The sequence below is a fragment of the Gramella sp. Hel_I_59 genome, assembly GCF_006714895.1.
In the GTDB taxonomy this organism is placed as follows: domain Bacteria; phylum Bacteroidota; class Bacteroidia; order Flavobacteriales; family Flavobacteriaceae; genus Christiangramia.
In genome coordinates this window covers 2,587,446-2,601,189 of sequence record NZ_VFME01000001.1, presented here as the reverse complement: position 1 = coordinate 2,601,189, position 13,744 = coordinate 2,587,446, and the positions used below count along the sequence as shown (strand labels likewise).

The window sequence follows — 13,744 nt, the reverse complement described above, 5'->3', positions numbered from 1 at the left end:
CTTTGATATCAATTATACTCTGATGACTTACACTTCAATCGCCAGAATTTCATTCAATTTGTTACTAGGACGCATGGCTTTTTTAGTCATTTCCTCATTCGGTTCGTAGTAACCTCCAATGTCAACAGGTTTTCCCTGAGCATCAATAAGATCTTTAAGGATCTGATCCTTATTCTCTTTAAGCATATCTGCCACTCTTCCGAAGTAAACATTCAGGTCCTTATTGCTGGTTTGCGTAGAAAGTGCTTCAGCCCAGTATAATGCCAGGTAGAAGTGACTTCCACGGTTATCCAGCTCATTCACCTTACGTGATGGAGATCTACCTTCATTAAGGAATCTCTCTGTCGCATCATCTAATGCTTCAGCAAGAGTCAGAGCCTTCGAATTATTATATTTCTCGCCAAGATGTTCCAGAGAAACCGCAAGCGCAAGAAATTCTCCAAGAGAATCCCAACGCAGGTGACCTTCTTTTACAAATTGCTGAACGTGTTTTGGAGCAGATCCACCGGCACCGGTTTCAAAAAGTCCACCACCATTCATCAAAGGAACAATAGAAAGCATCTTCGCACTGGTTCCAAGTTCCAAAATAGGGAAGAGGTCAGTTAGATAATCTCTGAGTACATTTCCAGTTACCGAGATCGTATCCTTACCATCTTTTACTCTCTCAAGGGTGTATTTAGTAGCTTCAGTAGGAGCCATGATTTTGATCTCTAAACCATCAGTATCGTGGTTTGGAAGATATTTATTTACTTTCTTGATAAGTTCAGCATCATGAGCTCTATTTTCATCTAACCAGAAAATTGCAGGCATTCCAGTAGCTTTCGCTCTTGAAATTGCAAGTTTAATCCAATCCTGAACCGGGGCATCTTTAACCTGACACATTCTCCAGATATCACCTTCTTCAACATCATGTTCAAGAATAGTTTCTCCAGCTGCGCTGATAACTTTTACTGAACCATTACCTGGGATCTCGAAAGTTTTGTCGTGGGATCCATACTCTTCAGCTTTTTGAGCCATTAGACCAACATTAGGAACAGTTCCCATCGTTGTAGGATCGAATGCTCCATGTTCTTTACAGAAGTCTATAGTAGCCTGGTATAAACCAGCGTAAGAACTATCTGGGATCACAGCCTTAGTGTCCTGAGTCTTACCTTCCTTGTTCCACATCTGGCCACTTGTTCTAATCATCGCTGGCATAGAAGCATCAATGATCACATCACTAGGAACGTGAAGATTGGTGATTCCTTCATCTGAATTTACCATTGCGATATCCGGACCATCCTTAAGATCTTTGGCGATAGCTGAGTTGATCTCATCCTGTTTGTCTTTCGGAAGATTTTCAACGGCCTGAAGAACATCTCCTAAACCACTGGTGACATCTGCACCAGCTTTTTCAAGTTCAGCTCCATATTTATCGAACACATCTTCAAAGAAAACTTTTACAGCATGACCAAAAATAATAGGGTCAGATACTTTCATCATGGTAGCTTTCATGTGCAGAGAGAAAAGCACACCTTTATCCTGTGCATCTTTTACCTGCTCGCGAAGAAACTTTAAAAGTGCCTTCTTGCTCATTTTCGTAGCATCGATCACCTCACCGTCCAGAACTTTTAATCCTTCTTTCAAAGTTTTAGCAGATCCATCTTCTGAAGTAAATTCGATTTTAAGGGTATCATCCTTGGATAAGGTAACAGAACGTTCGTTCGCTCTAAAGTCACCCTCACTCATAGTAGAAACGTGAGTTTTAGAATCTGAACTCCATTCTCCCATGCGGTGCGGATTCTTTTTAGCAAAATTCTTAACTGCTTTAGGAGCACGTCTGTCAGAATTTCCTTCTCTAAGTACAGGATTTACTGCACTACCTTTAACTTTATCGTATCTTGATTTTACATCCTTTTCTTCATCAGTGTTAGCATCATCCGGGTAGTCTGGAATAGCGAAACCTTTTGATTGTAATTCAGAGATAGCATTTTTCAATTGCGGAACGGAAGCACTGATATTTGGAAGCTTGATAATATTTGCCTCCGGTTGTTTTGCCAGTTCACCAAGTTCTGCGAGGTCATCTGCTACTTTTTGATCGTCTTTTAGATAATCTGGAAATTGAGATAATATTCTTCCGGCAAGTGAAATATCACGAGTTTCGAGACTTACGCCTGCTGCTTTGGTGAATGCTTCAACGATTGGCAGGAAAGAGTAAGTCGCCAACATTGGAGCTTCATCAGTTTTGGTATAAATAATTTTTTCTTTCTGAGACATTTATTTTGTTTTTGATTGCAATAAGTTCAAAGAAAACCCTGGAACATTCCAGGGCATCGTCATACGCGCAATATACAGATTTTCACTCTTTTTTCCTAGGAGTCAATGGATGATGAGCTGTTAAGAGATCTTAATTTAAAGCATAAAAAAAGCCATTTCATCTTATAATTAAAATGAAATGGCTTCAGAAACTGTAATTGATCCATTTTTAAACTAAGCTAAAACTCAATCGAATCATCACTGCTTCCAGAAAATCATAAATTCTATTAGAAAATATGACCGAATAAGAAATCTTTCAAACTGGTTTTGATGTCCAAAACACTAATGTTATATAGAAAATTTCAAACTCTAGAAGTAAAAAAACTCTTTACTTCCTTCAAGATCTAAAAATCCTTTTGTCATTTCAAATCTCTTACTTAAAGATAACTATTATAATCCTATTCTGAAAAGACTTTAACTTTTTGATAGTAAATGATTTAAACAAAAAAAGCCCCGGAAGAACCGGGGCTTTTAAATATTTGTATGAGAAAGAATTATCTTCTGATAGCTTCTTTGATACGGGCTTTCTTACCAGTAAGTTCTCTAAAGTAGAAAATTCTAGCTCTTCTAACTTTACCTTTCTTATTGATCTCAATTTTTTGAATCGCCGGAAGGTTGATCGGGAAAATTCTTTCCACTCCAACAGTTCCACTCATCTTTCTAATAGTGAAGGTTTGAGATGATCCTGTTCCTCTTAACTGGATAACAACACCTCTAAAGAACTGTGTTCTTGTTTTCTGACCCTCTGTAATTTCGTAATAAACAGTAATAGTATCTCCTGCTGAAAATTCAGGTAGATCTTTTCTTGATACGAATTCGTCCTGAACAAATTTTACTAACGATTCCATTCTTAATAGTTTAAAGTAAATTCAAAAACAACATGCACGTTTCTCGCCAGAGGTTATTTTAGAATGAGTGCAAAATTAATTAAATAATATTATTCTACAAGCCTGAATTTGAAAAAATTAATCATCCTTCAAAAGATCAGGTCGAAGTGCTTTCGTGCGTTCATAGGCCTGATCTTCACGCCATGCTTCTATCTTTGGAAAATTACCACTGGTAAGGATCTCCGGTACTTTCCAGCCCTTATATTCCGCAGGTCTGGTGTAAACAGGGGGAGCAAGCAAATCATCCTGAAATGAATCTGTTAATGCAGAAGTTTCATTTCCCAGAACTCCTGGAATCAATCGAATGATCGAATCACAAAGCACCGCTGCACCTAATTCACCACCAGATAATACGTAATCTCCAATACTAATCTCTTTGGTAATGAATTGATCACGTACTCGTTGATCTACTCCTTTATAATGACCACATAAAATAATAAGGTTTTCATGTAGAGATAAACTGTTCGCGGTTCTCTGCTCAAGTCTTTCACCATCTGGAGTCATATAGATCACTTCCTGGTACTCTCGTTCAGACTTTAGTTTTGAAATACATTTGTCTATAGGTTCGATCATCATTACCATTCCTGCACCACCACCAAATTGATAGTCATCTATTTGCTTATAGTTATCACTAACGTAATCTCTTAAATTGTGCAGGTGGATCTCTACGAGACCTTTTTTGATTGCCCGTTCCAGGATAGAAGCCTCAAAAGGACTCTTTAAAATATCTGGAACAACGGTAATGATATCTATACGCATTTCTGTAGAACTGAATCTTTATTAGATGTTCGGGTTATTCGACTTATTTCTTTCGTCCTGTAGCATTCTTCCAAGGCGTTGTTCCTTTTCAAGAGCCTTACTTCTATAGGTGTCAAATTCCTTTTCAGTTTCATCCAGCTTTTGCTGAGCATCTTTTGTCGCCGCATGTGAGCTTTTATATCTGAAGAATATAATTAGAAGGATCACAACCAGAGCACCAACGATTCCCCACATCATAGCCTTGTATCCACCTTTGGAAAATGGCATTCCCAAAAACATCAAAGCATCCTTTTCTTCGGTTACTCTTTGCAAGTCCTGTTGCGTAGAATCCAGATCTGCTTTTAGCTGCTGAATCTCATCGTTTTGTTGATCTACTGTATTTTTCTGAACTACGATCTCTTCTTTTAGCTCGGTGATATAACTCCGGGTCGTATTTCTAAGTTCTATAAGCTTATCATAATCCACAACCTTATAACCCTGATAATTGTTGGATTCCTTGATCAAGCTTGTAAACTCGTCCTGTATGGGCGTGTCTGTTTTAAGGCTGTCTGTCTGGGCATTCATCTGAAATACACTAGCAATAACAAAAGCAGCTACAATGTAAATTTTGTTACTCATCTTTTAGGTAATTGAAATTGTTTGGGTTAATACACATCAACGGGCGAAAAATAGAGTTAGTATATTTCAGATTTTCGGACAGAAATTCGCCTATTCGTGCTTTTAAATTCTTTTGAGTCAGTTTATTATTAGGATTAAACCGCCGCAAAAATAAAAAAACCCTGCCAATGGCAGGGTCTAAATGTTTAAAAATTTTCAGATTCTAGTAATAGGTGAATCTCCTAACTTTTGCGATGTATTTTGCCAGTCTTATTACCTGGTGGCTGTATCCATATTCGTTATCATACCATATATATAGGATCACATTTTTCCCATCTGCAGATACAATAGTAGCATTGCTATCATAGATCGCCGGGGCAGAAGAGCCTATAATGTCTGAAGATACCAGTTCATTATCTACAGAATATTGTATTTGCTCAACAAGTTCACCTTCCAGTGCGTATTTTTTAAGGATCGAGTTAACTTCCTCAAGGCTGGTTTCTTTTTCAACTTGAAGATTCAGAATAGCAAGAGAACCATTAGGCACAGGTACTCGTATCGCATTTGAAGTTAGTTTTCCTTCAAAAACAGGCAGTGCTTTGGAAACTGCTTTCCCTGCTCCGGTTTCAGTAATCACCATATTAAGCCCTGCAGCTCTTCCACGACGATATTTGCTATGCATATTATCGACCAGGTTCTGGTCATTCGTATAAGCATGAATAGTTTCAAGATGACCATGTACCACACCAAAAGAATCCTGAACAGCTTTTAGAACTGGAGTAATAGCATTAGTAGTACAGGATGCAGCTGAGAAAATATCAACGCTATCTGGATCGTGCTCCTTCTGGTTTACACCATGAACGATATTTGGAATACCTTTTCCAGGTGCAGTCAAAAGAACTTTTGCAGCTCCTTTAGAACTCAAATGTCTCGTAAGCGCTTCCTTATCTCTAAAAGCACCAGTATTATCGATCACGAGAGCATGATTGATACCATATTGAGTATAATCAATATCTTCCGGCTGGTTTGCTGAAATCATATGAACGGTAGTCCCGTTGATGATCAATGCTGAATTTTCAGCGTCTACATTTACAGTTCCGCTGAAGGGTCCGTGAACGGAATCGCTCTTTAGTAATGAAGCACGTTTTTCCAGAACACTCTGGTCTACGTTTCCACGGGTTACGATTGCTCTAAGTCTAAGCTGGTTTCCTTTCCCGGTTCTGGTCATCAATTCGCGAGCAACCAGTCTTCCAATTCTTCCGAAGCCATATAGCACAACATCTTTTGGAGTAACCACTTCGTTCAGTTTAGCATCACTCAGTTTGCTACTCACAAATGCCATCGCATTATTATGAGTTTGACCGTCAAGATGATATTCGTAGGTAAGTTTTCCAATGTCCAGCTTTGCAGGTGGAAGATTCAATCCCTGAATTGCCTTTGCGATCTCTACCGAATCAAAGATCGATATAGGTTTTCCTACAAATTCTCCTGCGTATTCATGAAGGTCCAGAATATCGCTAACATTTTTATTTATCAACTGATTTCTGAATAAAACGAGTTCGATCGATTTGTCATACCACAGGTCGCTAACGATATTGATAAATTCAACCGTTGCTTTGCGACGATCTGCCTGGAATGAAAGTTCTTTTTCGTAAACTTTATTAAAGTCCATTTTGTGTTGTGATGTTATAATTTCCGGCAAAAGTATATATTTCAAACGTTTTCGTAAAGGTTTTTGACATAAAAAAACCCTTCAATTCTGAAGGGCTTTTTGACTGTTTGGAATATTTCTTATCTCCAGATCATACGTTGCTTTTCACCTTTTAGATTATGATAAGTAACAACGATAGGATTGGATTTTTTTCTGTTCTCCATGATTTGTTCGACATCTCCAATAGAATTGACTTCCTTATTATTGATTTCAGATATGATCCCGCCAATTAATTCTGAAGAAGGAAGATCATCGGTAAGCATTCTACTAATACGAACGCCGTTGGGTGCATTATACTTTTCAAGCTCTTCTTTGGTAGTATTTGCAACTTCAAAGCCAAGTGTAGGGAGCGAATAAGTTTCAAGTTTGGTAAGCTCGATATCAACGGTTTTAGATTCTCCGTTTCGTATCAATTGTACCTTTACTATATCTCCGGGTCTCTTCGAATTAATGTATCCGGTAAGATCTGAGAACTTTGCGATCTTGATATCATCGATCTTTCTAATAACGTCGAATTCCTGAATTCCAGATTTTTCTGCACCACTTCCAGGAGTAACTGCTCCAACGATTACACCCTGCGAAATGTTGAGGTTACGGTCATTAGAAATTTGTTCATTTATGGTCCCGCCTCTAATTCCAAGAATTCCTTTTTGCACGTCTCCGTATTCCATAATGTCTTCAACGATCTTTCTGGCATTATTGGAAGGTACAGCAAAAGCATATCCAATATAGCTACCGCTTGGAGAGGTGATCGCTGTATTGATACCAATTAATTCACCGTTGATATTTACAAGAGCTCCACCGCTGTTACCAGGGTTAATGGCGGCATCTGTCTGTATAAATGATTGTGGTGAACTGTCATTAACATTCAGATCTCTAGCTTTTGCACTTACGATCCCTGCAGTAACTGTGGACTTTAAATTGAAAGGGTTTCCAACTGCAAGAACCCATTCTCCAATTTCAGCGTTGTCTGAATCTCCAAACGGAATATAATCCAGTTCACCTTCCGGCTCAACTTTTATAAGTGCGATGTCAAAAGCAGGATCACTACCAATCACTTCGGCAGTGTATGTTTTATTATTATTCAGAGTTACCTCGATTTCACTCGCTCCTTTAATAACATGGTTATTCGTAACGATATAACCATCAGGAGTTATAATTACACCAGAACCCGCACCCTGTAAAGCGCGACCACCTTCAGTACCATAAGGATTATATTCCCAGATACTTCTTGGTCCTCCTTTAAATACCGCTACGTTCTTTACGTGAACCACAGCATGTGTGGTTTTTTCAGCAGCATCTGTAAAATCAACATTTGTCCCGTAATTTGGAGTATTGCTAACAGGAAGGAAACTCTCTGTTGTTTCACTATTGTTTTCGTAGGAAGTAATATTATCATCTTCTACCAGTAACTTATAACTTCCCAGGGTCATGGCGCCACCAAGGGCAGAGGCCAGAATTAGATTTGCTATTTTTTTCATTTTCGGATGTTATTTGATTATTTAACCTTTAATTTTTCCAACTTAGTATTCAAATTGCGATTTTTAACGACCATTTAACAGGCTATGATTTCTGTTCAAAATCGTATATTCGCGCCTCTTGAAAATGAAGAAATGAATCTAGAATTCTATAAATACCAGGGCACCGGGAACGATTTTGTCATGATCGATAACCGTGATCTTAAAGTATCCAAAAATAATACCAAATTGATCAAACAGCTGTGTGACAGAAGATTCGGAATTGGGGGTGACGGACTCATCCTGCTCGAGGAACCTGATGCTGCTGAAGACGATTTTAAAATGGTCTATTTCAACGCAGACGGTAATCCAAGTAGCATGTGTGGGAATGGAGGACGCTGTCTGGTCGCTTTTGCGAACTACCTGGGAATAGTTGAAAAAACCGCCCGGTTTACTGCAATAGATGGGCCGCACAAAGCTACGATCAGCGAAGGTATTGTAAGTTTGAAAATGCAGAATGTGACGGATCTCAAGCTTCAGGAGGAATATAGTTTCCTGGATACTGGTTCGCCGCATCACGTAGTTTTTGTGGAAGATGTGCAATCTGAAGACGTTCGGCAGAAGGGTTCAGAAATTCGATATTCTGAAATGTATAAAGATAATAATGGCACTAATGTAAATTTTGTGCAGCAAATCAATGATGGGGTTCTAAAGGTACGTACTTATGAACGCGGAGTAGAGGATGAGACCTTTTCCTGTGGTACTGGAGTTACAGCAGTGGCAATCGCGGCCTACCAAACTGGTAAGATCCAGAATAAAGAAGTTAAGCTTGAAACACCTGGAGGTTCTTTGGAAGTAAAGTTCGAGAAAACAGGTTCAGGATTTGAAAATATCTGGCTAACGGGGCCGGCTGTTCAGGTTTTTAAAGGTGAAATTGTATGTTAACATTAAATGGAAAGAAAATATTCCTAAGAGCGCTGGAGCCGGAAGATCTGGATTTTGTTCATGAAATTGAAAATAATGAGAATTTCTGGGAAGTAAGTTCGACGCAGACTCCATATTCCAAATTCTTGATTCGCCAGTATATTGAGAATGCACACCGTGATATCTATGATATTAAACAGTTAAGACTCGTTATCTGTACGAAAAGGGGTAGAGCTGTAGGTCTTATCGACGTTTTCGATCTTGATATTAAGGATCAGCGTGCTGCACTTGGTATCCTGATCGCAGATCCCAAAGATCGTAAAAAAGGCTATGGAAGAGAAAGTCTTTCGTTGTTATGCGATTTCTGTTTTACTCACCTGGGATTACACCAGGTTTACGCAAATGTAACTGAAGGCAACGAAGACAGTAAGAAGGTCTTTGAAAAGAATGGCTTTAGAAAAGTAGGCTTAAAGAAAGATTGGAGCATGCATAATGGGGAATATAAAGATGAAATACTTTATCAATTGATCAACGATGTACATTAAGAAAATTATTCTGGCAATTGCGATTCTGGGTTTAATTGGCGCAGGTATTTTTAGTTACTATATATACAATAGCATCTTCACCTCAAATATTAAAATGGAGGATTCAGAGAAAGTAGTGTATATTCCAACTGGCGCTACATTCCAATCGGTTCTTGATACGCTGGATCCTTATATTAAAGACAAAGAGTCCTTTAGACTGGTGGCAGAGAAGAAAGGTTATGCTTCTAAAGTCAGACCAGGAAGATATACTATCGAAAAAGGGATGAATAATAATGATCTGGTGAACAGGTTGAGAGTTGGAAACAATCCGGTAAAGGTAATTTTCAATAACCAGGAACGTCTGGAAAATCTGGCGGGTAGGATATCTCAGCAAATCGAAGCGGATAGTGTGGAGTTGTTGAAAGCCTTTAAAAATCCTAAATTTCTAGCTGAAAATGATTTAGATGAGAACACAGGTTTAGGAATGTACATACCAAACCAGTATGAATTTTACTGGAATACTTCTGCGGAAGAATTTCAGCAGCGAATGAAAAAGGAATACGACAGGTTCTGGACTGCTGAAAAGTTAGAGAAGGCTGAACAAATTGGTTTAACTCCATCTGAAGTGATCACCATTGCTTCAATCGTTCAAAAAGAAACAGCAAAGGTTGATGAGCGTCCTAGAGTGGCCGGAGTTTATATGAACCGATTCAAAAATGGATGGAAGCTGGATGCAGATCCAACAGTCATTTATGCCATTAAGAGACAAACTCAGAATTTTGATACGATCATCAAACGAGTTCTTTATAAAGATCTGGAAATAGATTCACCTTATAACACTTATAAATATTCTACGCTGCCGCCGGGACCAATCTGGATGCCCGATATTTCATCTATCAATGCGGTACTAAATTACGAGGATCACGATTATTTTTATTTCGTAGCAAATGTTGAAAATTTCGGCTACCATAAATTTGCTAAAAACTTAGCGCAACATAACCGAAATAAGCAGGAATATGTGCGTTGGATCAACAAGCAGGGAATAAGGCGTTAGTAGCTAATTTCTTACGGAATGTTTAACTTGTTGAACCACAATAAGTTACATAAAAGTTAATTCCTTTAATACTTTAGATAAGCTTTAACATACTGTAGGTCAGTTTATTAAAAAATATCGTACATTTGCGCCGCGAATATGAGGAGGGTGAATTTCAAATAATTGAACCACCATTAACTTCTCAAAAACACATGTAATGAGAAAGAAAATTGCAAAATTTTCAATCTTGCCTCTTGCAGCAGGCTCTATTTTTTTTAGTTTTTCAACGAAAAAAGCTGCAAATCTTGATTTGGAAGATTATTCAACTTACGATCTGGAACTTGATTATACAGTTCCTGATGTACGTGATGAGATCGAACCCGAATTTCAACTTTCAACGACTTCTCCGTTTCTTGGGAAATCCTATGTTGGTTTTAAGGAAGCCCTGGCTTTCAAAGAATCTCGTGGTGATTACAAATCTATAAACGAGTTTGGTTATCTAGGAAAGTATCAGTTTGGTAAAGGAACTTTAGAATTGGTTGGTGTCTACGATACCATGGGTTTTTTGAATTCACCAGCTTTGCAGGAAGCTGCCTTTTATGCTAATGCATCCAGAAATAAGTGGATCTTGCAGCGCGATATCAAACGATTTGTTGGTAAAAATATCAACGGTGTAATAGTAACTGAGTCTGGGATTCTTGCCGCAGCACATTTAGCGGGACCTGGAAGTGTGAAGAAATATTTACGTAGCTGGGGAGCACAGGCTTTCAGTGACGCATTTGGAACTACGGTCAAAACTTACATGAAACGTTTTGGTGGTTACGATACATCTTTTGTAACGACTACTAAAAATGCACGAGTAGATTTCGACAATCTAAACGAAGCTTAAAATTACAGATCCTTCTGGATAATAAATATAGCCGGTCTCTTATGGAGGTCGGCTTTTATGTTTTTCCAATCCGTAGCCGTTGCCGTTTTAATGAATTCAGTACTGAGAGTAAGATCGCACGCAACGCAGATCCTGGTAGTTGGATGTAGTGTTTGAATTAGATCTTCCAGAAACTTATTATTCCTGTACGGCGTTTCTATAAATATCTGAGCCTGATTTTTTTCAGCTGAAATTCTTTCCAGGTTTTTGAGTTCGTTCTTCTTTTCTTTTTTATCGATAGGAAGATAGCCATTAAAGGTAAAGCTTTGACCATTCATTCCGCTAGCCATCATTGCAAGTAGAATAGAACTGGGACCTACCATGGGAACAACTTGAATGTTGGCGTCATGGGCCAGTCTTACGATCTCGGCGCCTGGATCTGCCACGCCAGGACATCCCGCTTCACTCATGAGTCCCATGTCTTTTCCAGCTTTCGCAGCATCAAGAAATGTTGGAATTTCTGTGGCTTCTGTAAATTTATTTAAAGCTGAAAGTTTAAGTGAGGCTTGTGATTTTTCAGGAAGGATCTCTTTGATAAATCTTCTGGCAGTCTTTTCATTCTCAACAATGAAATCATCAATGTTCGAAATGATTTCAGCATTGATACCCGGGAAAACTTTATTTGCGTCTGAAGCGCCCAGACCAACTGGTATCAGGTACAGTTTACCTGAATTTGAAGCATAAGAACTCATAATTCGCCGGATTCAAGTTTGCTTTTTAGTTCATCTGTTGCTTCATCCAGCATCATATATACATTTTCAAAACCCTGATCACCTCCATGATATGGATCTGGAACGTCCACATTTTCTGAAGGGAATATTTCCTCAAGTATCAAATGTACTTTCTGGCGTTCCTCATCAGTTTCTGCCATGGCGATCACGTCCTTAAAATTGGAATTATCCATTACGAAAATATGATCGAAGTCCTGGAAATCTTTTTTACTGAATTGTCTTCCTCTTTGCTGAGAAATATCTAGACCATTCTTACTAGCAATGGCGATCGATCTTTTATCTGGTTCAGAATCAACATGCCAGTCTCCGGTTCCTGCGGAATCCACAAAAACCTTTTCAGGATCAACTTTAGATTTAAGAATACCCTCGGCCAGCGGCGATCTGCAGATATTCCCGAGACACACCATCAATACCCTGGTTTTCATAAACATATAATTTTATAGAGTGAGCTTTTTGTTGAGGTCTTCAACAAATTTCTTGAATTGCTTATCTGTGGAGGCAAGATTATCTACGGTCTTACACGCATGTAGAACGGTAGCATGATCCCTGCTTCCAATTTGAGAACCAATACTAGCCAGTGATGCTTTGGTGAATTTCTTCGCAAAGAACATTGCCAGTTGTCTGGCTTGTACAATATGGCGTTTTCTCGTTTTGGATTGTAAAGTATCTACATCCATTTGAAAGTAATCACTTACAACCTTCTGAATATAGTCTATGGAAACTTCACGCTTGGTGTTTTTCACGTAGTTATCTACGATCTTTTTCGCCAGTTCCAGAGTGATGTCTTTCTTATTGAAAGAGGAATGAGCAATTAAAGAAATAATTGCACCTTCCAGTTCCCTTATGTTGGTTTTGATATTATTAGCCAGGAATTCCACGATATCTTCAGGCATCTCAACACCATCACGATAAAGTTTATTTTTAATAATAGAAACGCGGGTTTCAAAATCAGGATTTTGAAGTTCAGCAGATAGTCCCCATTTAAATCTTGACAGCAGGCGTTGTTCAATATCCTGCATATCTACCGGAGCCTTGTCACTTGTTAAGATGACCTGTTTCCCGTTTTGATGTAAATGGTTGAAAATATGGAAAAATACATCCTGTGTTCCTGCTTTCCCAGATAATAACTGAATGTCATCAACCACCAGTACATCTATGATCTGGTAGAAGTGAATAAAATCATTACGATTATTCTTCTTAACAGATTCAATGTATTGCTGGGTAAATTTTTCCGCAGAAATATAAAGAACTGTTTTCTCCGGGTATTTATCCTTGATCTCCACGCCTATAGCATGCGCCAGATGCGTTTTCCCGAGTCCTACACCACCAAATATCAATAAAGGGTTAAAGGAAGTCCCTCCGGGCTTATTCGCAACAGCGAGTCCAGCCGAACGGGCAAGTCGGTTTGATTCACCCTCAAGAAAATTATCAAAGTTGTAATTAGGATTCAGCTGAGATTCGATCTTAACATTACGAATTCCAGGAATAATGAAAGGATTCTTAAGTTCCGGGCTTTTGTTCTTTACTGGCACATCTACTTCCTGAGAAGCCATATGCGACCTTTGGGTACTTGGGATCTTCTCTGTAAATGGTAGCTTATTACCATAGGTATTCTCCATTTTGATCACATAAACCAATTTCGCCTTATCTCCTAGTTCACGTGTAAGGGAAACCTTTAATAATTTCACATAATGTTCTTCCAGCCATTCGTAGAAAAATTTAGAAGGCACCTGGATACTCAAGGCACAATCCGTTAGTTTCACTGCTTGGATAGGTTCAAACCATGTTTTGTAAGCTTGAGGTGTAATGTTATCCTGAATAAAAGACAGACAGTTATTCCAAACCGATTGCGCAGTTTTTGACATTATTAGTTAGACGTTATTTTAGGTTAGTAGAAA

The 13,744-nt window shown here is 38.5% G+C and carries 13 protein-coding genes; 4 read left to right on the top strand and 9 right to left on the bottom strand.

What is annotated here, in order from left to right; genetic code table 11:
* Nucleotides 1-27 precede the first annotated feature (27 nt).
* The 6 genes from JM79_RS11990 to JM79_RS11965 form a co-directional block, all read right to left on the bottom strand.
* On the bottom strand, nucleotides 28-2,256 hold the full coding sequence (locus JM79_RS11990) for an NADP-dependent isocitrate dehydrogenase (RefSeq protein ID WP_141878373.1): 2,229 nt from the start codon (nucleotides 2,254-2,256) through the stop codon (nucleotides 28-30).
* A gap of 533 nt (nucleotides 2,257-2,789) precedes the next feature.
* On the bottom strand, nucleotides 2,790-3,143 hold the full coding sequence (rplS, locus tag JM79_RS11985) for a 50S ribosomal protein L19 (RefSeq protein ID WP_141878372.1): 354 nt from the start codon (nucleotides 3,141-3,143) through the stop codon (nucleotides 2,790-2,792).
* A 117-nt stretch (nucleotides 3,144-3,260) separates the two neighbouring features.
* Nucleotides 3,261-3,941: a tRNA (guanosine(37)-N1)-methyltransferase TrmD gene (gene trmD / locus JM79_RS11980; RefSeq protein ID WP_141878371.1), complete on the bottom strand. Its 681-nt coding sequence runs from the start codon at nucleotides 3,939-3,941 to the stop codon at nucleotides 3,261-3,263.
* A 21-nt stretch (nucleotides 3,942-3,962) separates the two neighbouring features.
* Nucleotides 3,963-4,559, bottom strand: coding sequence for a hypothetical protein (locus JM79_RS11975; protein WP_141878370.1), 597 nt, complete (start codon nucleotides 4,557-4,559; stop codon nucleotides 3,963-3,965).
* A 202-nt stretch (nucleotides 4,560-4,761) separates the two neighbouring features.
* Nucleotides 4,762-6,210: a glyceraldehyde-3-phosphate dehydrogenase gene (locus tag JM79_RS11970; RefSeq protein ID WP_141879240.1), complete on the bottom strand. Its 1,449-nt coding sequence runs from the start codon at nucleotides 6,208-6,210 to the stop codon at nucleotides 4,762-4,764.
* Between the two features lie 119 nt (nucleotides 6,211-6,329).
* Nucleotides 6,330-7,730, bottom strand: a complete 1,401-nt coding sequence (locus tag JM79_RS11965) for a trypsin-like peptidase domain-containing protein (protein ID WP_141878369.1) — start codon at nucleotides 7,728-7,730, stop codon at nucleotides 6,330-6,332.
* Between the two features lie 132 nt (nucleotides 7,731-7,862).
* Here JM79_RS11965 and dapF point away from each other — a divergent pair, with 132 nt between their 5' ends.
* The 4 genes from dapF (at nucleotide 7,863) to JM79_RS11945 (ending at nucleotide 11,076) form a co-directional block, all read left to right on the top strand.
* Complete coding sequence (gene dapF, locus JM79_RS11960; protein WP_141878368.1) at nucleotides 7,863-8,651, top strand: diaminopimelate epimerase; 789 nt, start codon at nucleotides 7,863-7,865, stop codon at nucleotides 8,649-8,651.
* A complete protein-coding gene (locus JM79_RS11955; RefSeq protein ID WP_141878367.1) occupies nucleotides 8,645-9,175 on the top strand; it encodes a GNAT family protein in 531 nt (176 codons plus the stop codon). Before dapF ends, JM79_RS11955 begins: the two co-directional genes overlap by 7 nt.
* Nucleotides 9,165-10,208, top strand: coding sequence for an endolytic transglycosylase MltG (gene mltG / locus JM79_RS11950; protein WP_141878366.1), 1,044 nt, complete (start codon nucleotides 9,165-9,167; stop codon nucleotides 10,206-10,208). The genes JM79_RS11955 and mltG overlap by 11 nt, the downstream gene beginning before the upstream one ends.
* Before the next feature lie 196 nt (nucleotides 10,209-10,404).
* Nucleotides 10,405-11,076 (top strand): peptidoglycan-binding protein LysM, encoded by a 672-nt coding sequence (locus tag JM79_RS11945; protein ID WP_141878365.1) that lies wholly within the window; start codon nucleotides 10,405-10,407, stop codon nucleotides 11,074-11,076.
* A gap of 2 nt (nucleotides 11,077-11,078) precedes the next feature.
* On the opposite strand, the gene JM79_RS11940 is transcribed toward JM79_RS11945, so the two are convergent.
* From JM79_RS11940 to dnaA, 3 genes are read right to left on the bottom strand one after another with little or no spacing between them, the layout of a single operon-like run.
* Nucleotides 11,079-11,807 carry an SAM-dependent methyltransferase gene (locus JM79_RS11940; protein WP_141878364.1) on the bottom strand — a complete coding sequence of 243 codons (729 nt, stop codon included), beginning with the start codon at nucleotides 11,805-11,807 and terminating at the stop codon, nucleotides 11,079-11,081.
* Nucleotides 11,804-12,271 carry a low molecular weight protein-tyrosine-phosphatase gene (locus JM79_RS11935; protein ID WP_141878363.1) on the bottom strand — a complete coding sequence of 156 codons (468 nt, stop codon included), beginning with the start codon at nucleotides 12,269-12,271 and terminating at the stop codon, nucleotides 11,804-11,806. The genes JM79_RS11940 and JM79_RS11935 overlap by 4 nt, the downstream gene beginning before the upstream one ends.
* Before the next feature lie 12 nt (nucleotides 12,272-12,283).
* On the bottom strand, nucleotides 12,284-13,711 hold the full coding sequence (gene dnaA, locus JM79_RS11930; RefSeq protein WP_141878362.1) for a chromosomal replication initiator protein DnaA: 1,428 nt from the start codon (nucleotides 13,709-13,711) through the stop codon (nucleotides 12,284-12,286).
* Between the last annotated feature and the right edge of the window lie 33 nt (nucleotides 13,712-13,744).